At 36.7% G+C, this 21,307-nt stretch carries 21 protein-coding genes and 1 tRNA gene; 12 read left to right on the top strand and 10 right to left on the bottom strand.

Annotated features, from left to right (window positions below):
• The 3 genes from JHC30_03600 to JHC30_03590 are packed head-to-tail and all read right to left on the bottom strand — an operon-like array spanning position 1 to position 1,151.
• Positions 1 to 324, bottom strand: coding sequence for a 4Fe-4S binding protein (locus JHC30_03600; protein MCI4463237.1), 324 nt, complete (start codon positions 322 to 324; stop codon positions 1 to 3).
• Positions 317 to 904, bottom strand: a complete 588-nt coding sequence (locus JHC30_03595; GenBank protein MCI4463236.1) for a 2-oxoacid:acceptor oxidoreductase family protein — start codon at positions 902 to 904, stop codon at positions 317 to 319. The genes JHC30_03600 and JHC30_03595 overlap by 8 nt, the downstream gene beginning before the upstream one ends.
• A 49-nt stretch (positions 905 to 953) precedes the next feature.
• Positions 954 to 1,151 carry a ferredoxin gene (locus JHC30_03590; GenBank protein ID MCI4463235.1) on the bottom strand — a complete coding sequence of 66 codons (198 nt, stop codon included), beginning with the start codon at positions 1,149 to 1,151 and terminating at the stop codon, positions 954 to 956.
• 130 nt (positions 1,152 to 1,281) lie between these two features.
• Here JHC30_03590 and JHC30_03585 point away from each other — a divergent pair, with 130 nt between their 5' ends.
• The 3 genes from JHC30_03585 (at position 1,282) to JHC30_03575 (ending at position 2,063) form a co-directional block, all read left to right on the top strand.
• Positions 1,282 to 1,623 (top strand): septum formation initiator family protein, encoded by a 342-nt coding sequence (locus JHC30_03585; GenBank protein MCI4463234.1) that lies wholly within the window; start codon positions 1,282 to 1,284, stop codon positions 1,621 to 1,623.
• Positions 1,624 to 1,640: 17 nt separating this feature from the next.
• A complete protein-coding gene (locus JHC30_03580) occupies positions 1,641 to 1,997 on the top strand; it encodes a S1 RNA-binding domain-containing protein (GenBank protein ID MCI4463233.1) in 357 nt (118 codons plus the stop codon).
• Positions 1,988 to 2,063 (top strand) — tRNA-Met (locus tag JHC30_03575). The genes JHC30_03580 and JHC30_03575 overlap by 10 nt, the downstream gene beginning before the upstream one ends.
• Before the next feature lie 31 nt (positions 2,064 to 2,094).
• Here the strand turns inward: JHC30_03575 and JHC30_03570 are convergent.
• Entirely contained in the window at positions 2,095 to 3,237 is a 1,143-nt protein-coding gene (locus JHC30_03570; GenBank protein MCI4463232.1) for an ABC transporter substrate-binding protein, read from the bottom strand.
• 59 nt (positions 3,238 to 3,296) lie between these two features.
• Between JHC30_03570 and JHC30_03565 the strand changes: the two genes are divergently transcribed.
• Genes JHC30_03565 through JHC30_03555 form a run of 3 tightly spaced genes read left to right on the top strand, consistent with a single transcriptional unit; the run spans position 3,297 to position 6,918 of the window.
• Positions 3,297 to 4,139 (top strand): FAD binding domain-containing protein, encoded by an 843-nt coding sequence (locus tag JHC30_03565; protein MCI4463231.1) that lies wholly within the window; start codon positions 3,297 to 3,299, stop codon positions 4,137 to 4,139.
• Between the two features lie 2 nt (positions 4,140 to 4,141).
• On the top strand, positions 4,142 to 4,609 hold the full coding sequence (locus JHC30_03560; protein ID MCI4463230.1) for a (2Fe-2S)-binding protein: 468 nt from the start codon (positions 4,142 to 4,144) through the stop codon (positions 4,607 to 4,609).
• The gene (locus JHC30_03555) at positions 4,609 to 6,918 is read left to right on the top strand and encodes a molybdopterin-dependent oxidoreductase (GenBank protein ID MCI4463229.1); all 2,310 of its coding nucleotides are present in this window, start codon (positions 4,609 to 4,611) and stop codon (positions 6,916 to 6,918) included. Before JHC30_03560 ends, JHC30_03555 begins: the two co-directional genes overlap by 1 nt.
• Positions 6,919 to 6,962: 44 nt before the next feature.
• Here the strand turns inward: JHC30_03555 and JHC30_03550 are convergent, their stop codons facing one another.
• Positions 6,963 to 7,376, bottom strand: a complete 414-nt coding sequence (locus JHC30_03550) for an arsenate reductase ArsC (protein MCI4463228.1) — start codon at positions 7,374 to 7,376, stop codon at positions 6,963 to 6,965.
• A gap of 104 nt (positions 7,377 to 7,480) precedes the next feature.
• Between JHC30_03550 and JHC30_03545 the strand changes: the two genes are divergently transcribed.
• The gene (locus JHC30_03545) at positions 7,481 to 10,057 is read left to right on the top strand and encodes a DUF3160 domain-containing protein (protein ID MCI4463227.1); all 2,577 of its coding nucleotides are present in this window, start codon (positions 7,481 to 7,483) and stop codon (positions 10,055 to 10,057) included.
• The gene (gene amrB / locus JHC30_03540) at positions 9,988 to 11,757 is read left to right on the top strand and encodes an AmmeMemoRadiSam system protein B (protein ID MCI4463226.1); all 1,770 of its coding nucleotides are present in this window, start codon (positions 9,988 to 9,990) and stop codon (positions 11,755 to 11,757) included. Before JHC30_03545 ends, amrB begins: the two co-directional genes overlap by 70 nt.
• 33 nt (positions 11,758 to 11,790) lie before the next feature.
• Here amrB and JHC30_03535 read toward each other — a convergent pair whose 3' ends face one another.
• Positions 11,791 to 13,668, bottom strand: coding sequence for a phosphoenolpyruvate carboxykinase (GTP) (locus JHC30_03535; GenBank protein MCI4463225.1), 1,878 nt, complete (start codon positions 13,666 to 13,668; stop codon positions 11,791 to 11,793).
• Between the two features lie 377 nt (positions 13,669 to 14,045).
• Between JHC30_03535 and argR the strand changes: the two genes are divergently transcribed.
• Genes argR through JHC30_03515 form a run of 4 tightly spaced genes read left to right on the top strand, consistent with a single transcriptional unit; the run spans position 14,046 to position 17,985 of the window.
• Positions 14,046 to 14,492: an arginine repressor gene (gene argR, locus JHC30_03530; GenBank protein ID MCI4463224.1), complete on the top strand. Its 447-nt coding sequence runs from the start codon at positions 14,046 to 14,048 to the stop codon at positions 14,490 to 14,492.
• Positions 14,493 to 14,503: 11 nt separating this feature from the next.
• Positions 14,504 to 15,775, top strand: a complete 1,272-nt coding sequence (locus JHC30_03525; protein ID MCI4463223.1) for an argininosuccinate synthase — start codon at positions 14,504 to 14,506, stop codon at positions 15,773 to 15,775.
• Positions 15,750 to 16,934, top strand: a complete 1,185-nt coding sequence (argH, locus tag JHC30_03520; GenBank protein MCI4463222.1) for an argininosuccinate lyase — start codon at positions 15,750 to 15,752, stop codon at positions 16,932 to 16,934. Before JHC30_03525 ends, argH begins: the two co-directional genes overlap by 26 nt.
• A 19-nt stretch (positions 16,935 to 16,953) precedes the next feature.
• Positions 16,954 to 17,985, top strand: a complete 1,032-nt coding sequence (locus JHC30_03515) for a dipeptide epimerase (GenBank protein MCI4463221.1) — start codon at positions 16,954 to 16,956, stop codon at positions 17,983 to 17,985.
• Between the two features lie 3 nt (positions 17,986 to 17,988).
• Here JHC30_03515 and lysA read toward each other — a convergent pair whose 3' ends face one another.
• From lysA to JHC30_03495, 4 genes are all read right to left on the bottom strand, one after another.
• Positions 17,989 to 19,269: a diaminopimelate decarboxylase gene (gene lysA / locus JHC30_03510; protein ID MCI4463220.1), complete on the bottom strand. Its 1,281-nt coding sequence runs from the start codon at positions 19,267 to 19,269 to the stop codon at positions 17,989 to 17,991.
• Positions 19,270 to 20,184, bottom strand: a complete 915-nt coding sequence (locus JHC30_03505; protein ID MCI4463219.1) for an LD-carboxypeptidase — start codon at positions 20,182 to 20,184, stop codon at positions 19,270 to 19,272.
• The gene (locus JHC30_03500; protein MCI4463218.1) at positions 20,178 to 20,954 is read right to left on the bottom strand and encodes a C40 family peptidase; all 777 of its coding nucleotides are present in this window, start codon (positions 20,952 to 20,954) and stop codon (positions 20,178 to 20,180) included. Before JHC30_03500 ends, JHC30_03505 begins: the two co-directional genes overlap by 7 nt.
• Before the next feature lies 1 nt (position 20,955).
• Positions 20,956 to 21,307 (bottom strand): amidohydrolase family protein (locus JHC30_03495; protein ID MCI4463217.1); only part of this gene is annotated, 352 nt, incomplete at its 5' end.

Raw genomic sequence — 21,307 nt, 5'->3', positions numbered from 1 at the left:
CTACTCTTCTCTTACCATAGTAATGCACTTGGTAGGACACTCAACTGCGCAGATACCACAACCCTTGCAGTAATCAAAGTTTGTTTCTAACCTTATCGTTCCTTTATAGACTCTGCCATTTTTTCCTACAACGCCTTCCTCGCTTTTGGTAATTGGAATTGCCATATCAGGACAATATGAAACACAAATCATACAATGTATACAATTTGAGGGATCCCAAACAGGACGAAGGCTTCTCCATGAACCTGTTTTATTCTCAAGCGCTGTTGCGGGAGGTAAATCTGCTCCACGCATTAAGTCTTTCCAGCCTTTTTTCTCAGCCATTTTTTGCCTCCTCGTAGCCTCTTTTAAGACCAATGATGTTTTTCTGGACTTTCTCTTCACCAATTTTGTCAAGGAACTCTTCTCTTATGACATCTTCAAGTGTTTCTAACTTAACAACACCAGTAGCTCTTACGAGCGCACCAAGCATAGGAACATTAGGTGCATCCATCTTTAAGAGTTCAAGTGAAATACCTGTTGCATCAACTGTAAAAATTTTACCTTTAAACCCAGTAATTTGCCTTATTTCTTCCGGAGTTTTCGTAGTGTTAACAATAAGAACTCCGTTCTCCTCATCGAGTCCTGCAGTTACAGGAATGTTCTTTGCAAGACCGAAATCAAATACAAGCACTGCATCAGGATTTACGATTGGTTCATGAGTTCGAATCTCCTTATCAGAAATTCTTGTGTAGGCAACTGTTGGCGCACCTCTTCTTTCAGAACCATACTCAGGGAATGCCTGTATTGACTTTCCTTCTTCAAAGGCAGCAAGTGCAAGCATTTGCGAACCTGACTTTGCACCTTGACCTGCCCTACCATGGAATCTTACCTCATAAACACCTTTTTTTGTTTGAACCGCCATTTTAAACCTCCTTAATAAGTGTAAGGGGTGGCTTCAGCCACCCTCAGCCCTAACCTACCTCCTCAACAGTGATGCTCTGAGTGGGGCAGTTTTCAGCAGCATCCTTGTTGCAATCTGCATCGGAAATCTCAGAGATGAAATTTGCCTTTCCATCGTCATCCATTTTCCAGTTCTCAGGACAAATGGATGCACAAACGCCACAACCAATGCAGGTGTCTTTGTTAATTGCAACTTTATATTTTGCCATTTTTCACCTCCACTCTTAATTATAGTATGAATTACAAAAAACAACTATATTTTTGTGAACAATTTGACTAATTTAAGAAAATTTAAAAATAGTTTTGACATAGTCTAAAAACAATATATAATTTAATCAAATGAAGAAAAAAATAAATGTTGTAAAAATTGCAATTTTCTTTCTGGTGTTATATTTTTTCCTTGAAAGCATTTTTAACGCTTTTTACCTTGTAAGCAATTATTTTACACTCCAAAAGAAAAGACAGGAACTTGAAAGGCTAAAACAGGAACAGCAAACGCTTCTTCAAAAAATAGAGTATGCAAAAAGCGACGAGTTTGTTGAGAAGTACGCACGGGAAAACCTTGGTTTAGGAAAAGAAAATGAAACAGTAATCTATTTCAAAATAAACGATGAATCTCAATATTCACAAAAAAATTCAGAAAATTTCCTCAAAAACCTCTTGAATCTTTTTAAAAATTAGATATTATATATAAGCGTATGGGAAACACGGAAGCAACTGGTAGGGTAATAAAAGTTATGCCCTATGGTGCCTTCGTAAAACTCGATGAAGGCAAGGTTGGTTTAATTCATGTTTCTCAACTTACAGAATTAGGAGCTGTTAACCTCGACGATCCAATAAAAGAGGGAGACAGAGTCCTTGTGAAAATAAACGGCAAGGACAAGAGCGGTAAGTTAAATTTGATTTTTGTAAGAAAAGTTAGCGAGCAAGCAAAAAAAGAGGAACAGCAGAAAGAGTCTTTTGAACAGTTATTAAAGAAGTTCCTCAAGGAGTCGCAAGATTCGCTTGTTGCTCAAAAGAGACGTATAAAAAGACATAGAGGAGAGGCGGCGTAGCCCAGTGGTTAGAGCATCCGGCTCATACCCGGAGTGTCGAGGGTTCGAATCCCCCCGCCGCCACCAAATTCAAAACTTTCCTTAGGTCCCAAACCCATTAATGAGATAAGTTAGGAACATATTCCCACACCTTTATGGGCACAAAGTTTTTAAAGCCATATACATAAACAGGTTTTACCGGGTCATTTGAATTTTTAAATTCTATTTTTCCAGTTATTCCCTCATAAGTAATGTTTTTGAGTGCGTCCTTTATTTCAGGTCTTTCGAATGTATTTGCCTTTTTAATTGCCTCTACCAAAAGCCCCATAGCATCATATGCAAGATATGCCTCAATATTTGGCTCTGTCTTATACTTTTCTTTATATTTATTTACAAACTCTACCCATTTTGGATTATCCATCGAATAATGACTTACATAAAAAACATTGTAAGGCTTGTTTACCCTTGAAAGTAATTGAGGTGCGTCAACTCCGTCTCCGAAAATAATAGGTCCTTCAAAACCTTGCTTCCTTAACTCTTTATAGACTTCAGATCCATCAACATATAAGTCTGGGTTAAATACAAATTGAACTCCCTGCTCAAGCATCTTTTGAAGTGGGTATTCGACTGTAACTGGTTCGTGTGGATGGGGATAAAACGCAACGATCTTTCCACCTAACTTTTCAAACTCATCTCTAAATGATTTTGCAAGGTAATTTGAATAAGGGTCTTCTATATCGTAAAAAACTCCACCCTCTTTGAGCCCAAGTTTTTCATAAACAAAATGAGCGGAAGCTCTCCCCTGTATTTCATCTGTAAAGCAAGCACGAAAGACATACTCCTTGCCTTTTGTTACCTCGGGATTCGTTGCAACTGATGCTATGAAAGGAATATTAAGCTCCTCACAAATGTTACTTACAGGAATTGCAATCCTGCTAAACGGCGCGCCAACTACAGCAATGTAACTATTGCGTGATAAAACCTCTCTTAATTTATCAGAAACATAATCAGGACTACCTTTGTCATCAAAAGTGACTATACGAATCTTCTTCCCTAAAACTCCACCACTTTTATTCACTTCCTCGAGTTTCATTTCAATCCCATTAACAGTTGAAATACCAAATTCAGGGGCATTAGAACTAATGGGAGCAACAACCAATACTTTAACATAACCTATACATGAAGTAAGAGTAAAAACAATGAGAACGAGCAAGACGCCTATTAACACAATCGGTAAAAGTTTTTTAATTTTTTTCCTCATTTCCAATCGTCTCCTTTTTTTGATATAATAATTATATCGCAAATGAAGGAGGTTAAGAAATGTTAAAATTAAAAAATGTTGAAGAATGCTTTTATCCTAAAACGCTTGAAGAAGCAATTGCAATTTTAAGAGAAAAAGGTGATAAAGCAAAGGTGGTTGGTGGTGGATTACATCTAACTGTATTCCCAAACCCCCAGGTCGAGTACTTTATCTTCCTTGATAACCTTGGTTTAAACTACATTAGGGAGGAAAACGGTACAGTTTCAATTGGCGCAACAGTAACAATAAATAACGCCGCAAAATCAGATTTAATTAAGGGACTTTTTAGTGGCAACTTATCCAGTGCTTTGTCTTTAATTGCATCGGAACTATTAAGAAATCAGATTACTTTCGGAGGATCTGTTGCTCAAAGGGAACCCTATTCAGACATTTCAACAATACTTCTTGCTCTCGATGCAGAGGTAGTTTACTTTGATGGAAGTGAACACACAGAGAAGATAGATGAATTTTTCGAAACTGACTTCAGGGCAAAACTCAAAGATGCTATCATCAAAGAAGTAAGATTCAAGAAGTTTGATTCCTCCTACAAATTCGGAATGGAAAGGCATGTAAGGAATGCAACTGACATTACCCTTCTTAATATGGCTATGCTTGCTCAAATTGAAGAGAACAAGATAAAAGATATTATTGTAAGTTATGGTTCAAGGCCAATGCCTGCTATAAGGTTTAAAGCCCTTGAAGATTTCCTAAAAGGGAAAGACTTAAACGAGGCAGTGAAAGAAGTCTATAATTTTGCAAAAGAAAACGCTGATGTGAAAGGCGATATAAGAAGAGACGAGCAATATAGAAGAGAACTTACAGGCGTATTTGCTAAAAGATTGCTTGAATCATTTGGGAGGTAGAGATGAAAGTTCACTACAAAATTAACGGCAAGGATTACGAATTTGACATCCATCCTGGTAAAGTCCTTTTAGATGTCCTAAGAGAAAATGGCTTTACTGAGGTAAAAGGGAATTGCTACATGGGGACATGTGGTGCATGTACGGTACTTATAAATGGCACTCCTAAAACAAGTTGCACTGTACTTGCAGCTCAGATAAACGGTGCAGAAATTACAACAGTAAAAGGCTTGGGAGATATTTTAAATCCGCATCCACTTCAAAAAGCATTTGTTGAGAAAGGAGCAGTCCAGTGTGGTTACTGCACTCCCGGGACAATTCTTGCAGCATATGCACTGCTAAAGGAGAATCCAAATCCAACTGATGAGGATATAAAGAAAGCAATTGATGGGAATCTCTGTAGATGCACAGGATATGTTCAGCAGGTTGAGGCAATTAAGTATGCGATAACACTTCTTAAGGAGGGGAAATAATGGAAAAGCAAGTAATTGGGAAAAATGTTGAAAAAATTGATGCTCTTGCTCTTGCAACAGGACAACCAGTTTATGCTGACGATATAAAACTTCCAAATACGCTTCACATAAAATTCCTTTATTCACCTCACGCAAATGCAATTATTGAAGACATTGACACAACGGAAGCAGAAAAACTTCCTGGCGTTCATATGGTTTTAACATACAAGAACACTCCGCAGGTTTACCACACTACAGCAGGACAGGGATGGCCAGAACCATCTCCATACGATACCTGTATGTTCAATCAACATGTAAGGTTTGTTGGTGATAGAGTTGCAGCTGTTGCTGCAGAATCAGAGGAGATTGCGTTAGAGGCACTCAAACTCATAAAGGTTAAATATAATGTGCTTCCTGCAGTGTTTGATCCAGAAGAAGCGATGAAAGAAGGAGCACCGATAATTCACGAGGAAAACCCTCAAGGCACTTACGATGCAAAAAGGAACCTGGTTGCTCATATCGAAGTCAAAGCAGGCGATGTTGAGAAAGGTTTCGAAGAAGCAGATGTTGTTGTTGAGCACACATTTGAAACGCAATTTGCTCAGCACTGCCCCATAGAAACTCACGCAACAATATCTTATCTTGATGAGAATGGAAGAATAGTTATAAGGTCTTCCACACAGGTACCATTCCATGTAAGAAGAATCGTTGCACAGGTTTTAGGAATCCCGGTATCGCAAATAAGAGTAATTAAGCCAAGGATTGGCGGAGGATTTGGAAGCAAACAAGAGATAATCCTCGAAGAAGTCTGCGCATTTGTAACAATGAAAACTGGAAGACCAGCAAGAGCAGTATATACAAGAGAAGAAGAGTTTATTTCATCAAGGACAAGACACCCAATGAAAATAACAGTAAAAATTGGTGCAAAGAAGGATGGAAGATTTACTGCTATAAAGATGTATGCATTAAGCAATACAGGCGCATACGGCACACACGGGCTTACTGTTGCTTCGAACACTGGCTCAAAAACACTACCACTTTATAATAAAGCACCAAATGTTGAATTTGTAGCAGATGTCGTCTATACGAACCTCCCGGTGCCAGGCGCATACAGAGGGTATGGTGCAACACAGGGTTATGCATGCCTTGAACAAACGGTTGATATGGTTGCAGAAAAACTTGGATTAGATCCAATTGCAATAAGAAAAATAAACCACATAAGAAAAGGCGAAACTTCCCCAATATTTGAGGCACTTGGAGAGGGAAGGGAAGGTGTCGTCCAGTACATTGAAAGCGAAGCGGTTGATAAACTTCTCGAGTTAGGCGCAAAGGAAATTGGCTTCTATGAAAAATGGGGCAAAAAAGTGAGAAATGGCTCAAAAGTTAGAGGTGTGGGCATGTCGCTGCATATGCAGGGCTCTGGTATTCCAAAAATCGATATGGGCTCTGCATCAATCAAGTTGAATGAGGATGGTTCTGTTAATGTCCTTTACGGTGGAACTGATATTGGAACAGGACTTGACACTGTTGTTGCACAAATCGTGGGCGAAGTACTTGGAATTGATCCTAAGAAGGTCATCGTCTATCCCTCAGATACAGATATCACTCCTTTTGATAAAGGCGCTTACGCATCCTCGGGCACATTCATCTCTGGAAGTGCAGTCTATAATACCGCTCTCAAATTAAGAGACCAGATCCTAGAAGTTGCAAAAGATATGTTTGGGGAACAGGATAGCAAAGATTACATACTTAAAGATGGATTTGTTATCTCGCCAAGGAGTGGAAAACGTGTAAGCCTTTCAGAAATTGCATACGATACATTCTATGTAAAGAAACAAAAACAGATAATGGCTGTTGGTTCATTTGTATCTGAATCTTCACCACCACCATTTGCAGCTCACTTTGTAGAAATTGAGGTTGATGAGGAAACCGGCGTTATCACACCAATTAAATATGTAGCAGCGGTTGATTGCGGTGTTGTTATAAACCCCGAACTTACAAAAGGACAGATAATAGGTGCAATTGTAAATGGTATTGGATATGCACTGACTGAAGAGTACAAGTTCGGAGAAAATGGCAAGGTTCTCAATCCTAACTTTATGGAGTATAGGATCCCATCCTCAAGAGATATTCCTGAGATTGTTCCAATACTTGTTGAAACATACGAGCCTACAGGTCCACTCGGCGCAAAATCAGTTTCAGAGATTAATATAAATGGTCCAATCCCTGCAATTGGTAACGCACTTTATGATGCACTCGGAATAAGGCTCGGAAGTTCACCATACACACCTGATAAGGTTCTAAAGGCATTAAAAGAAAAAAGAAAATAAGGACAAAGAAATATTTTAAAAAGGGGGCTTTTGCCCCCTCATTTTTATAGATTCTTAAATGTCTGCATAACCCACTGCTCTATCTCGTCCCTAACTTTTCTAACTCTCCCCATTATTTCCTCTTCTGTTCCTGTAAATGTAGATGGGTCCTCAAAACCCTGGTGAATGTATTGAAGCGCACCAGGGAAATATGGGCACTCTTCTTTTGCCTGATCGCAAACAGTAACAACATAATCAAATCTTGTTCCTTTGAATTCCTGAACTGACTTTGTCCTGTTATTCGAGATGTCAATTCCAATTTCCTGTATCGCCCTTACTACATAAGGGTTCAACTTACCTGGATGAGTTCCTGCAGAGTAAGCTTCAAATCGCTCTCCATAAAGGGCATTTAGAAATGCTTCTGCCATTTGTGACCTTGCTGAATTGTGCGTGCAAACAAACAAAACCTTTTTCTTCATCGATAAACCTCCCACCCAATTATATGAAAACCTGGAACAAATTTCAAAGATCAGTTATCTAATATTTGGAGTAAAGTATTAAAATATTTTTGGAGGAGGTATTTATGAAAAAAGTAATTTTGTATGCAATCATTTTGGCGCTTGTTGTGTCACTTGTGGGTGTATCAGTCTATTTTGCTTTACACAAAAATGCTAATGAGGTTGCAAACAATGGAAATACCCAAAATCCCTCAAATGGACAACAGGGAAACGGCGGAAACTCACAGAACGGAACGATCACACAGGAACAGCCCGGGCAAGGTGAAAACCAAGGGGGTGGAACGAACACACAACAAAAAATTGAGTTTGTGATGAGCAAATCTTTTGAAGCAAAGACAACACCAATTGAATTTACAATAAATCCACACGCAAAACAATATGCACTTCCTCTAAGCCTTTCCAATATCCTCAATCTCAAAACAATTCAAGGGAAAATAACTGTTGGAGCAACTGCACTTAATATCCTTAAGAAGAACGGCTTTGTTGTAATAGAAACGCCAAAGGAAATAGGAGATATGAAGATCTCGACAAGGTATGTTCAGTATCCTGAAACAATTTCTCCAAAGGAAGATTTCTTTTCATACTACCTTGCGCTTCAGGAAAAGGAAATCCCAGTTTACATAACTACTGACTCCATTCTCCACTTCTACCATATCTTTTTTGAGAGGACACTTATCGATTTTGAGAAGAATGTCTTTGCTCAGTATATAAAAGACCTCACGGATTATTTCTACAATGAAAACCTCAAAAGATACAAGAATACGGATGACCCTATTATAAAAGAAGTTGCAAAAAGAAACCTTGCATTCTTTGGAGTAGCGGAGTTACTTCAAGATCCAAATTTCCGTGTCGATGCAAGCGTAAAAGACCTTGTAGAACAAGAATTAGCGCTCATCAATAAACATAATGGTTTCGAGAACTCAAAAATATTCCTCTATAAGGAAGATTACTCTCAATATATACCACGGGGGCATTACACGGAGTCAGAAACTCTAAAATCATACTTCAAAACTCTTATGTGGTATGGAAGGATGACTTTCCTACTTAATGGCTCTTCACAAATACAAGAGGGGGAATCAGAATGCGGCTTTTATGATGGAATCATTTCTATTTATGATGCAAAAATTCAAACTTTACAGGGGTTATTCATATCATACGATTTTCTTAAATCTGAAGATGCACAGAATAAGTGGTCAACAATTTACGAAATCACATCTTTTCTTGTAGGATTCTCAGACGACATAACGCCTTACGAATATGCTCGTATCTTAAATGGATTTCTTAAAGACAATTCAAGTGAAAAGGATATAATATCGCAATTTGATACAATAAAAGCTGAACTTCAAAAACTAAGGGATCCTCAAATCTATAGCGGTTTAGGCGCCTGTGAGATGCCAATGCCTTGCCCTCCATTAAGCAAGGAAGACATCGAACATCTTAAAGAAACAAATCTAAAACTTCTTAAAGAGACAAAAGGTATGAGACTACTTGGACAAAGATTCACAATCGATTCTTATCTTTTCTCAAGGATTGTCTCGCCCTTTTCGGGCGAATACACAGGGGAGAAAACTCCTCTTCCCATAACTAACCTTCCTTTTACTTACACCTGGTATGACAAGTATAAAGACTCAGAAGAAAACAGACCGTTTACCTGGGTAAAAACATCTGTAGAGGGATGTAAGGGACGAGAAGTAAGAGGATTCCCAAGAGGGCTCGACCTTATGGCATTACTTGGCTCTGATAGAGCATTTGAATTACTGAAGGCCGAGGGGGACACAAACTACTCAGACTATGATAAAGTCTTTAACGAACTTAAAAGTTATATAGATAATTTACCGAAAGACGAGTGGAATAAAACCCTCTACAACAAGTGGCTTGATGTCCTTACATCACTTTTCTTGAAGGAAGTGCAAGGGCTCCCAACTTTTATGAAAACAAATGCATATGCTGATAAACTTCTTCAAACGGCTCTGTCATCGTGGACTGAATTAAGGCACGATACAGTCCTTTATGTAAAGCAGAGTTATGTAATGGCAGAAAAAGGCGAAGGCGGTCCTGAAGAAAAACCCTACCCAGGCTATGTTGAACCAGTCCCTGAATTCTACATAAAACTCATTGAATTAACACGCCTCACAAAAGATGGGCTTCAAAAGATAGAAGATAAAACAACAGATGGAAAAATTAAGGACACGCTACAGTGGAAAATGTATGCACTTGATGACATTGATACCTTGCTTCAAAAGCTCCTTAACATTGTAAAAAAGGAACTTGAGAATGCCCCTCTTGATGACACTGACTATTATACAGTTAAAGGCATCGGTGAATATTTTGATACAGCGACTCAGATGTTATTCTCAGGAGAAACTGATATTGACCTTATAAAGCCAACGCTCGTAACGGATGTTCATACGGATGGGAATACAAAGATCGTTCTTGAAGAAGGATTGGGCTATATAAATACAATTCTTGTTGCATGCCCTGATGAAAAAGGAAACATACATCTTGCGGTTGGTCCTGTGTTTTCTTACTATGAGTTTAAGTATCCTATGGAAAATAGGCTTACTGATGAACAATGGCGAAGTATGTTAAAAGAAGGGAAAATTCCTCCGAAACCAAAATGGATAAGCAATTTTTCAAATTAATAATCTTTGCTCTTATTGCAATTTCAACAATACTAATTTTAAAGCCTGCTTATATATCGGCTCCTGAAATTGTTGAGCCGAAGATATTAGGCGGCGTTGTTCCACACCATCTTGTAGCAAAGGATGTAATTGAAGACTTTTACAAGCGCATTTCAAGTGAAGTTGCAAAGCCGAAAATTGTCGTCATCCTTTCACCTGACCACTTTGGGAAATGCACTTCCGAAGGCGTTTCATTCATCACTTCAGAATCGCAATTTCTCGATTTTAAAGTTGCAACCGATGAAATTAATATCCTTAAAAAGCAATTTAACATTAAAGAGGATAATACTGCGATTTATTTAGACCATGGGATTGCAAATCATCTTCCATTCATTAAAGAATATTTTGGCGAAAGCCTAATACTACCAATTCTTGTAAGTCCTAAGGTTACAATGGATGAAGCAAAAAATTTTGCATCACTTTTGAATAGCACACTTCCTGTTGACACTTTTGTTATTGCAAGTGTAGATTTTTCGCACTATCTTCCCAAAGAAATTGAGGATGTCCACGATAAGAAAAGCATAAGAGTACTTACAAATTTTGTAGAAAACGAATTTCCAACAATCGATGTTGACTCGTGGCAAAGTTTGTACATCTTAAGATACATTTCAATCCTAAGAGGCTATGGCGATTACGAAATCCTTGCGCACAAAAACGCCCAGGACTATTCAAAAGAATACCTCACAAGTTCAACATCCTATGTGAGCTGTATTTTCAAGAAAGGCAAATTATCTCATCAAAACAATGAACCCACTACTCTTTCTTTTGTAGGTGATATTATGCTTGATAGGGGTGTATATCAAAAAATTTTATCAAATTCATATTTCTACCCATTTTACTATATTGAACAGGCGTTTAGAGGCATTGACTTAGCAGTCGGAAACCTTGAAGGACCAATTGCCTATAAAAAAGTAAATTTCGAAAGAGGCTCTTTGAGATTCTGCTTCGATAAAGATGTTATTCAAACGCTACAGTACGCTCACTTCAATGCACTTTCTCTTGCAAACAACCACACCGATAATATGGGTTTAAACGGCATCTCCCAAACTAAGGAAATTCTACAAAAAGGTGGCATTGACTTTTTTGGTGAACCAACTAACTTTAAAAATTCACGCATTATAGAGAAAAACGGTGTTGTTTTAGTGGGATTTAACGCAACATATCCCTTTAATCTCGATGAAGTTTCGGAATGGATAAGAGATATAAAAGAAAGCCACGAAAATAGTTTTGTTATCATGGTCATGCATTTTGGAGAAGAGTATATTGGAAAAAGCACTTATAGTGATAGGTATCTTGCGCATACACTTATTGATGCCGGTGCAGACCTCATTATAGGAAGCCATCCCCATGTTGTGAAAGATATCGAATTGTATGAATCAAAAAAACGAAACATCAAAACCCTTATATTTTATTCGCTTGGGAATTTCGTTTTCGACCAGTATTTTTCAAAAGAAACACAGGAAGGCTTGATCGTTTTTGTAACAAAATACGGAAAATCATTTGAATTTACCATAGAGCCCGTTTCATTAACAGAATCGCAACCAAAACTTATGAAAGAAAACGATAGAATTAACTTTCTTAACGATCTTGCAAACAAGTCAAGCGATGTAATAAAAGAGCAAATAAAGAACGGAAAGATCACGCTAACAATTGACTATTAAATAAAAATTAGGGGGCTTCCCGCCCCCCCTTAATCACTCAACTACCTCAAACTTATCAGGTGCTATGTAATCTCCAAACTTTGCCTTTGCTTCTTTAAGCCTTTCCTCTTCTTCGCTGTATAGTTCGAATACACGAGTAGGGACAAACTTCAATTCTGAGTAGATATTTCTTAATCTTTCGATTTTTGCAAGGTTTTCATTTACTCGAAGTGTGAATTGCTTAACATAATCCTCATAAGAATAGTCCTTGCTAAGATATTGTTTAAAAAGCATCTTCAGGTCTTCATATAGCGGCATCAAACCAACAGGTGTCTTGAGAGCCATTACTTCATCATGGACTCTTCTTTCCATCCACTTGAGCCACACCTTCTTGTCATTTTTCTCATTAAGGAAACGACCATTAGCATCCTTGAGGAAGTAGTTCACACCAAAAATCTTGGGAGTCTTTTTTAGTTTCTTCCCAAATTCGAGGTTAATCTCAATATACTTGCCAATTGGGATTGAAAGGAAATCAAGGTTAGACATAGGGTTAAATGCTCTTACGCCAACTTTGCCAAGCGTTGCTGCAGTTGTCTCTGATTCAATTGAAGCCCCTTTAAGGACAATTCCATGCTCCCAGTTGAACGCTTCGCAAACAGGATTCCAGGTATCAGAATCTCTTCCACCATAAATTATCCCTGAAACTTCAACTCCTGCGGGATTATGCAGGTTCTCATCAACATTTTCCAAAACTTCAAGGTGCAAGGTAAATCGAGCATTTGGATGTGACGGCGGAATTTCTTTTCCGTTTTCATCTTTTTTGCCTTTGTACCATACACCTGAGTGGTTTATTCCTTTTTCAGGAACTGGTCCATCGTGACCGTTCCAATAAACAGATCCATCTTCAAGCACTAAAACATTTGAGAATATAATTTCATTTTCGCTGTGAAGCGCTTTCCACTGAATCGGGTCATCCTTTGAATTTATGCCCTCGATAATTCCAAACATCCCCTTTTCAACATTAACAGCCCTTGCAACGCCACCAATTTCCCTTATATAAGAAATATCATCGCCAACAATTTTCTCTCCTTTAAGCATCGCAGTTGAAGTCTTACCACACATTGAAGGGAATGCACCAGTAAAATATGAAACCCTATCGTTCGGACCTGTAACTCCCATAAGGAGCATATGTTCTGTAAGCCATCCCTCAGTTGAGGCCCTTTTTATAGCAAGGCGCATGGCTAACTTCTTCAAGCCAATAGTGTTCCCTCCGTATTGTGTATTGCAGGAATAAACAATCTCATCTTTTAAGTCAATATACACTCTTCTCTTGTCGAGATTCTTTGAAGTTTTTCTCTCATCAAGTTCACCTTCGGAGTGGACAAATTTGAAAAATCTTGTAAGTTTTTCGCCTTGCCTTACAAACTCATTATAACCCTGCCTGTAGAGAATGTTTTCAGAGTGAGCAACATAGGGAGAATCTGTAAGTTGAACTGCAGGAATTGTAAAAGGGGAATTCTCAGGACCAAGGACATAAAAAAGTATGTACATAGTCCTTCCATCCATTATGTTTTTCATAATTTCGTGAACTTCTTCCGTAAGAGGACCTCTTGGGCCAGTCTCTATAACAGGGTCAAGGTATTCACCCTCATCAACAAGAATCTTTGTATTTTTCTTGTCCCTTCCCTGGTCGTAGTAAGAATCAAAATGAACTGTGTGCCCCTTAATTTTTAAAGGCATCTCTTCACCATCACCGAGCGCCTTTTTTCTTATAAAATCGATGTCCTCAGGGCTCCCATCAGATACAAAGATGTTTTTTGGATTACAGTGCAAAGCATACTTAGTAATAAACTCAAAAACTTTAGGATTGTTAATTTTCTCTAACTTCTCAAGACTCTTTTCATCCAATTTTTCTTTTAAAATGTTTTCCATCCTACCTCCTTCCATGGATATTTTATCACAAAAAAATTAAAAGCATAAATATTTATTTTATTGCCATAAAACGAAGTTAGAATGAGGGCTTTAAAAAACTTGCATAAAATTACGCATAGTTAAGCGAAATTTTGTTCTATAGTACTTTACCCCAAAAATTTATTTAGATGACCCTTAAAACACAAGAAAATGGGTGGTTCGAAGTAAGTATTTAAGTCATTCTTGAAACATAAAGCAAATTTGTTAATAAAGTTTCACAAATTACGATATAAAACAGCATACATAAATATTGTTTGCTATTAAACCTTAAAATACTGCATAAAAAGGTATTGACTTTCAAAATAAAAATGTATAATTATGCATATAAGGAGACTAAAATGAAAAATTATGAAAAAAGATTAAGGCTTATACGGGAAATTTTACAGAGAGAAAAAGTAAAAAGTGAAAAAGAACTCCAGGAACTACTTTTAAGAAATCACATAAAAGTAACACAAGCAACAATTGCAAGAGATTTCAAAAAACTAAATGTTGTAAAGGTTAGAGATGAAAATGGATTTTATTACACAATTCTTAAAGAAGAAAAGGAAAATCTGGGGAGTAGCCTAAAAATTGCATTTAAGAACTTCGTGAAGGGAATTGACTCAGAAGAAAATTTGATTCTAATTTTTACTTCTCCAGGTAATGCAAGTGGTGTTGCAAACATCATCGACAGCATGCATATTGAAGGAGTTGTGGGAACAGTAGCAGGTGACGACACAATTCTTGTAGTAACAAGAAAAGAGAAAACACAGGAAGTTATTGAAAAATTCAAATCATACATTTAAGGAGGCAAAAAATGGAAAAGGTAGTTTTAGCCTACAGTGGAGGGCTTGACACCTCGGTAATTTTAAAGTATCTTTCAATGAATGGTTTTGAAGTTATTGCCTATGTTGCTGATGTTGGACAAGAAGAAAACTTTGAGGAAGTAAAGGAAAAGGCACTGAAAACAGGCGCATCAAAAGTTTATGTTGAAGATTTGAAGAGAAGATTTGTAACGGAGTTCATATTCCCTGCACTAATGGGAAATGCAATTTATGAAGGAAGATACCTTTTGGGCACTTCTCTTGCACGTCCTCTTATAGCACAAAAACAAATTGAAATTGCAGAGTTAGAAAATGCACCATATGTAGCGCATGGGGCGACGGGCAAGGGAAACGACCAAGTCCGTTTTGAGTTGACATATTATGCGTTAAATCCATCTATTAAGGTAATATCACCATGGAAAGACCCAGAATTTCTAAAACAATTCAAAGGAAGGTCTGATTTAATTAAATTTGCAAAAGAACATGGAATCCCCATAAAAGCCTCTCAAGAAAAGCCATTCTCGGAGGATGAAAATCTTATGCATATAAGTCACGAAGCAGGAATTCTTGAAGATCCAGAAACACCTCCTCCAGAATATGTATTTTCAAAAACTAAATCAATTAAAGATGCAAAAGACGAAGAAACAATTCTTGAAATCCATTTTAAAGATGGATTACCAACAAAAGTCGTAAACAAAAATGATGGGACTGTGAAGAAAGATCCACTCGAACTCTTTATGTATTTAAACGAAATTGGAAAGGAAAATGGCGTTGGAAGGGTTGATATGGTAGAAAATAGATTCATAGGAATTAAGTCAAGAGGTGTTTACGAGACACCAGGAGCGACAATTCTATGGACTGCACATCGAGATCTCGAAGGTATAGCAATGGATAAAGAGGTGATGCACCTGAGAGATATGCTTTCTGTCAAGTTCTCTGAACTCATTTATAATGGCTTTTGGTTTTCTCCAGAAATGGACTTCATATTTGCTGCCATCAAAAAATCTCAAGAAGCAATTGATGGAAAAGTAACATTGAGCATCTACAAGGGCAATGTAATTCCAATTGCAAGAGAATCAAAAACCTCGTTGTATGATAAAGAAATTGCAAGTATGGACTCAATAGAAAACTTTAGCCCAGAAGATTCAAAAGGCTTCATTAACATAAACGCAATTAGGCTAAAGGCACACGCAGTTGTTTTGAGAAAAAATAATCCATACGATTGGAGAAAGAAACTCTATGGGAAGACTCTGGGAAACAAATAAAGATATTTCGAAAAAAATCCTTAATTTTACCGTTGGAAAAGACAACAAACTTGATGAACGACTCATAAAATACGACATTATCGGAACAATTGCGCATGTAAAAATGCTAAAAGAAATTGGAATACTCAATGAAGATGAAAAGGAAAAAATAATTAAAGCACTTAACGAACTCTTATCTAAAAAACAGATAAAAATATCGAAAAGCGAGGAGGACAGCCATACAAAAATTGAAAATTACCTTGTAAGAAAATTGGGAGACATCGGTAAAAAAGTTCACACAGCAAGGTCAAGAAATGATCAGGTTGTAACTGCTTTGAGGCTCTATTACAAAGACTCACTTAAAAGAATAAAATTACAAGCAAGAAAACTCATAAAAACTCTTAAAACACTTAGAAAAGAGTATGGAGATGTAGAGATTCCCGGTTTTACACATTACAGAAAAGCAACTCCAACAACAGTGGATGTATGGCTTGGGAGCTTTATAGAAAGTTTAGAGGACGATTTAAAGGTATTTAAAAGCATAGAGTATCTAATCGACCAAAACCCTCTTGGAAGTGGCGCAGGATATGGTGTTCCCAATATTAAAGTAGATAGAACTATTACACAAAAAGAACTCAAATTCAAAAGGATTCAGGAAAATCCACTTTATGTCCAGAATAGCAGAGGAAAGTTTGAAAGTGCAATTGCATTCGCTCTTTCTATGATCCTTTTTGACATAAACAAACTCTCAAGCGACATAATTTTATTTTCGGAAGAAGATTTTGGTTTCGTAAAATTGGATAAACAGATAACAACCGGAAGTTCAATGATGCCAAACAAGTTTAATCCAGATGTATTCGAAATTGCAAGAGCAAATTACAACAAAGTAATTTCATTAGAGTTAATGCTCAGAATGTTACCTTCAAACCTCATTTCTGGATACCACAGGGATCTCCAGCTTACAAAAGAGGCTATCTTAGAAATAATCGACACAGCGGAATCGACAATAGACACCTTTTCCTATGCCTTAAAGCACATTAGCATAGATAAGAATAGGGCTCAAAAACTCATTACAGATGAAATGAGGGCAGTTGAAAGAGTTAATGAATCTATTAAAAGTGGTATTCCTTTTAGAGAAGCTTATAAAAACGAGAAAAGAAAAATTGAAAAACAGTTATAATTAGTTATGGAGGTAGAAAATGGGAAAAATAGCAAACATAAAACTTGAAAAAACCGAAACGCCTTTTAAAAGGCCATTTCATGTCACAAATAGTGTTCAAACAGTTGCAACGAACATAACCTGCAAAATAACACTCGACAACGGAATTGTTGGCTTGGGAGAGGCTTCTCCTTCCTTTCGAGTTAATGGCGAGGTTGTAAATTCATTGCTTGCAATGGAAGGTTTTTTAAATGATTTTTTAAAAGGACTTGATGTATCAAGGTATAGGGCAATTTTTGAAAAAACATCAAAACTTTTAAGCACCCCAAGTTTAAGGGCAGGCATTGAATTTGCAATTTTAGACGCATATTCAAAAGAATTAGGGATAAAACCTTACAAACTTCTTGGAGGTAGCGAAACAAAACTTGAAACAGACAAAACTGTAAGTATTGGAAGCCTTGAAGAGCGCCTTGAAGAGGCAAAAGAAATTATAGATGAAGGCTTTAGAATAATGAAGGTAAAGGTTGGAGAAAATCTTAAAGAAGATATCAAAGCAATGACTGAAATAGCAAAACTAAAAAGTGGAATGCGCTTCATAATCGATGCAAATATGGGTTATACACCAAAAGAAGCTGTGTTTTTCATTAAAGAGATGTATAAGCAGGGGATAGATGTTGCAATTTTTGAACAACCCGTTAGATTTGATGACTTCGAGGGCCTAAAATATGTGAGATTTCATTCAGATTTTCCAGTTGCGGCAGATGAAAGCATAAAAACTCCTTACGATGCTCTGAGATTAATAAAGGAAGAGGCTGTTGATTTTTTCAATATTAAAATCATGAAATCTGGCATATCTCACGCAATCACAATTTCAGAGATAGCAAAGGCAAAAAATATAGGGCTTATGATAGGTGCAATGGCTGAAACAAGCACAGGCATTACACAGAGCGTTCACCTTGCATTGGGACTGGGAGGTTTTAAATACTTTGACCTTGATACAATATTTCTTTTAGATGAAAAAGAATTTAAAGGAGACTTTATTATAGAGAAACCATTTTACAGAGTTGAATAAAAATTATAAATCAAATTTCAAAACATCCTCATAAGATTCCCTTCTTACAATAGGTTTGTGCGAGCCTCTCTCGACCATAACAACTCCTGGTCGGGGGAATCTATTGTAATTACTTGCCATCGAGTATGTATAAGCTCCAGCAGTAAGGACTGCAAGGATATCCCCTTCTTCTGTATTTGGCAGTTCTACTGATGTTGCAACAATATCACCAGACTCGCAATATTTCCCGAAAACAGAATAAATTTCTCTTTCTCCAGCTAACTTAGATACATTTGTAACTGTGTATTTTGCATCGTATAGTGGAGGTCTTATATTATCACCCATTCCGCCATCAACAAAAAGATATTTATTTCCCTCGACATTCTTTTTCCTTACAACTCGATAGAGAATTATACCTGCATCGCCAACAATAGCCCTCCCTGGTTCAATAAAAATAACCATAGAATCAATTTCAGACTTAGTTAAGTACCTCTGTAGTCCATCTCTTATAGAAGAGATGTATGCGTTTTTGTCAACAACAGGGTCATTTTCAGTATATCTAACTGCAAAACCACCACCAGCACTTAAATACGAGGGAAGAAAGCCAAATTTTTCCTTAAATGTCCTTAAAAATGATGAAACGACCTCTGATGAAGCCTTAAAGGCGTTAATATCAAAAATCTGAGAACCAATATGATAATGGAACCCTAAAAAGTTTATTCTTTTTGTTTTTAAAGCAACTTCTACAAGGTTATAAGCTTTTAACAAATCCAAACCAAACTTAGAAAGTTTATGACCTGTTATGATATAGGAGTGTGTTTGAGCCTCGACCTCTGGCTTAATCCTGAAGAGAATTTTTGCGATTTTATTAGTTTTTTCAGCAATTCTTATAATTGAATTGAACTCACTCTCATTATCAACGACAATATTAACTCCATTAACTATTGCAAATTCGAGGTCTTCGTCAGTTTTTGCATTACCATGGAAAAAGAGCTTCTCAAACGGAAAATCAACAGACTTTGCAGTCAAGATTTCACCCATCGATACAGTATCAGCATAAAGACCATTCTCAAGAAGAATGCGGTAAATTTCCTTTGTTGAAAACGCTTTACTTGCATATGCAATGTGCGCTTCTTTAAAATTATTCTTTAGTGCAATCGTAAACTCATCAATATTTTTCTCTATTTTCTCTTTTGATATCACATAAAGAGGCGTTCCATATGTTTCTGCAAGTTCTAATAGGTCAACCTTTGAAAAAAAGTATTTTCCATTAAGTATTTCAAAATATTCATTTTCTAAGCCCATTTATGAGACACTCCCTTCGATAATCTTAACATAATTCTCATCTGCATTTAGTTCAACTGATACACCCAAAGGAAGCGGAACAAAAACCTCGCCATGACCTGAGGGAAAATTAGAAATAACCGGTTTGTTTGTTTCAATTAAATAGTCTTTATAAATCTCGTCAAGTGTAAGCGTTGCTCTTTTTTTATCCTTTTGAGTTATATCAACCATATCGCCTGCAAGAAATCCATTAAATTCTTCCAATTTTTTTGATAATTTCAGGTGTAAAAGCATTCTATCAATATCATGAAAATGCTCTTCAACTTCTTCGAAAAAGAATATAGAATCTTTACTTTCAATTTCAAATTCAGTTCCAATAAGTGCATCTACAAGCGTAAGGCAACCGCCAAAAAGTTTTCCTCTTGCAATACCCTTATTCAGAGGTCTCATTGCATCGAATTTAAACATAGGTGTAAAAGTCTTATCCATAAGATAGCGCATAAGCGTATGAGAGTTTTCGTCTTTACCAAGATCAACTGCAACCATCTGTCCATAAAAAGTGATAAGTCCGCATTTCTTATTAAGCGCAAGATGTAGAGAAGTTATATCTGAATATCCGACAAAGATTTTTGGATTTTTACAAATTATATCAAAATCAAGATAGGGTAGAATTCGTCCACTCCCATACCCGCCACAGGTAGAAAAAATTGCCTTGATAGATTTATCCCCGAAATATTCATTTAAAATATCTGCTCTTGTTTTGTCACTTCCTGCAAGATATCCATATTCATCGAAAATATGTTCATCGATAACAACATCTAATCCGTAATCCTTTAAAAACTTAATCCCTCTATCAAATTTTTCTTTAAAAGGTGTGCTTGCAAGAGAGACAACAGCAACCCTGTCGCCGCTCTTTAAATGCTCTGCTTTTACCAATTGAGCCTCCTTATAAGAGCAATTTTTGAGATCCAGAATTCATCCAACTTACTTATCTGCACCTTTGGAACATAAGTGGTTGTTGCATGAATGAATCTATCTGCCCCTATGAATATAGCAACATGATTAATACGATCCTTCCCAAAGAAAATTAAATCGCATGGCTTTAAATCAGTTATATCAACTGTTCCAAAAATATCCATCTCAGCCTGCATATAGGCATCTCTTTTCAAATTATAACCATTAAGAGCAAAAACTGTCTGAACAAATCCAGAACAGTCAAAACCAAAGGGAGTTTTTCCACCCCAAAAATATGGCACATTTAGAAATTGTAGAGCAGTTTTTAAAATATTTTTACAATTTTGTTTTTGGTATCTAAAGGGAAATTGTGTTTCAATAAATGTGTTTTCCTGGATGTAAAAATTATCTCCTGAAAAATTTTTTACAAGATGGTAGCCGTTTTCTCTTCGCATACCATTTATAAGTATGCTTCCTATGGGGAGTGTATAAACAAGTTTAGACTTAACTGATGGCTCAAAATAAGCATTAACAAGCGGTTCTTTTATAATAACTATATCCTTAACATCTTCTGCCTCTATTATTGCATCATCATTCACATATCCCACATATCCATCGGACGCCTGGATCTTTACAAATGAATTAATCGTCTCAAGAACTTCAACTTTTTCTCCCATTATAACCTGAGAGATAACCTCACCTTCAAATGGCTTTGAATACATATTTGAGTAAGGCTTATTCACAAAAAACATATTATCCCTCGTAAACAATTTTACCTTTTACAATTGTTTTCTTAACATTTAACGATTCATCCATACATACAAAACTTGCAAACTTGCCTACTTTTATATCACCAAGCATTTTTTCACCAATGCTTCTTGAAGGAAGTAGAGATGAAGATACTACCGCATCACCAAAAGAAAAATCACCAAATTTAACTAAGTTCTTGAATCCTCTATCCATAGTCAGAATAGAGCCCGCAAGTGTTCCGTCTTTTAACCTTGCAGTTCCATCGCTTACAAATACATCGTAGTTCCCGAGTTTGTAAATACCATCTTTGAGGTTTGTTGCTTCAATTGCATCGGTTACGAGGACAAGTCTATCT

Origin of the sequence: Caldisericum sp., assembly GCA_022759145.1 — a bacterium.
Classification (GTDB): domain Bacteria; phylum Caldisericota; class Caldisericia; order Caldisericales; family Caldisericaceae; genus Caldisericum.
Note: the sequence above shows the minus strand (reverse complement) of the source record. Positions and strands in the feature narration are given on the sequence as shown.

Excerpts from the sequence above, each read along its gene's own strand:
- JHC30_03600 (MCI4463237.1), bottom strand. The coding sequence starts at position 324 with ATGGCTGAGAAAAAAGGCTGGAAAGACTTAATGCGTGGAGCAGATTTA.
- JHC30_03595 (MCI4463236.1), bottom strand. The coding sequence starts at position 904 with ATGGCGGTTCAAACAAAAAAAGGTGTTTATGAGGTAAGATTCCATGGT.
- JHC30_03590 (MCI4463235.1), bottom strand. The coding sequence starts at position 1,151 with ATGGCAAAATATAAAGTTGCAATTAACAAAGACACCTGCATTGGTTGT.
- JHC30_03585 (MCI4463234.1), top strand. The coding sequence starts at position 1,282 with ATGAAGAAAAAAATAAATGTTGTAAAAATTGCAATTTTCTTTCTGGTG.
- JHC30_03580 (MCI4463233.1), top strand. The coding sequence starts at position 1,641 with ATGGGAAACACGGAAGCAACTGGTAGGGTAATAAAAGTTATGCCCTAT.
- JHC30_03570 (MCI4463232.1), bottom strand. The coding sequence starts at position 3,237 with ATGAGGAAAAAAATTAAAAAACTTTTACCGATTGTGTTAATAGGCGTC.
- JHC30_03565 (MCI4463231.1), top strand. The coding sequence starts at position 3,297 with ATGTTAAAATTAAAAAATGTTGAAGAATGCTTTTATCCTAAAACGCTT.
- JHC30_03560 (MCI4463230.1), top strand. The coding sequence starts at position 4,142 with ATGAAAGTTCACTACAAAATTAACGGCAAGGATTACGAATTTGACATC.
- JHC30_03555 (MCI4463229.1), top strand. The coding sequence starts at position 4,609 with ATGGAAAAGCAAGTAATTGGGAAAAATGTTGAAAAAATTGATGCTCTT.
- JHC30_03550 (MCI4463228.1), bottom strand. The coding sequence starts at position 7,376 with ATGAAGAAAAAGGTTTTGTTTGTTTGCACGCACAATTCAGCAAGGTCA.
- JHC30_03545 (MCI4463227.1), top strand. The coding sequence starts at position 7,481 with ATGAAAAAAGTAATTTTGTATGCAATCATTTTGGCGCTTGTTGTGTCA.
- amrB (MCI4463226.1), top strand. The coding sequence starts at position 9,988 with ATGGCGAAGTATGTTAAAAGAAGGGAAAATTCCTCCGAAACCAAAATG.
- JHC30_03535 (MCI4463225.1), bottom strand. The coding sequence starts at position 13,668 with ATGGAAAACATTTTAAAAGAAAAATTGGATGAAAAGAGTCTTGAGAAG.
- argR (MCI4463224.1), top strand. The coding sequence starts at position 14,046 with ATGAAAAATTATGAAAAAAGATTAAGGCTTATACGGGAAATTTTACAG.
- JHC30_03525 (MCI4463223.1), top strand. The coding sequence starts at position 14,504 with ATGGAAAAGGTAGTTTTAGCCTACAGTGGAGGGCTTGACACCTCGGTA.
- argH (MCI4463222.1), top strand. The coding sequence starts at position 15,750 with ATGGGAAGACTCTGGGAAACAAATAAAGATATTTCGAAAAAAATCCTT.
- JHC30_03515 (MCI4463221.1), top strand. The coding sequence starts at position 16,954 with ATGGGAAAAATAGCAAACATAAAACTTGAAAAAACCGAAACGCCTTTT.
- lysA (MCI4463220.1), bottom strand. The coding sequence starts at position 19,269 with ATGGGCTTAGAAAATGAATATTTTGAAATACTTAATGGAAAATACTTT.
- JHC30_03500 (MCI4463218.1), bottom strand. The coding sequence starts at position 20,954 with ATGTTTTTTGTGAATAAGCCTTACTCAAATATGTATTCAAAGCCATTT.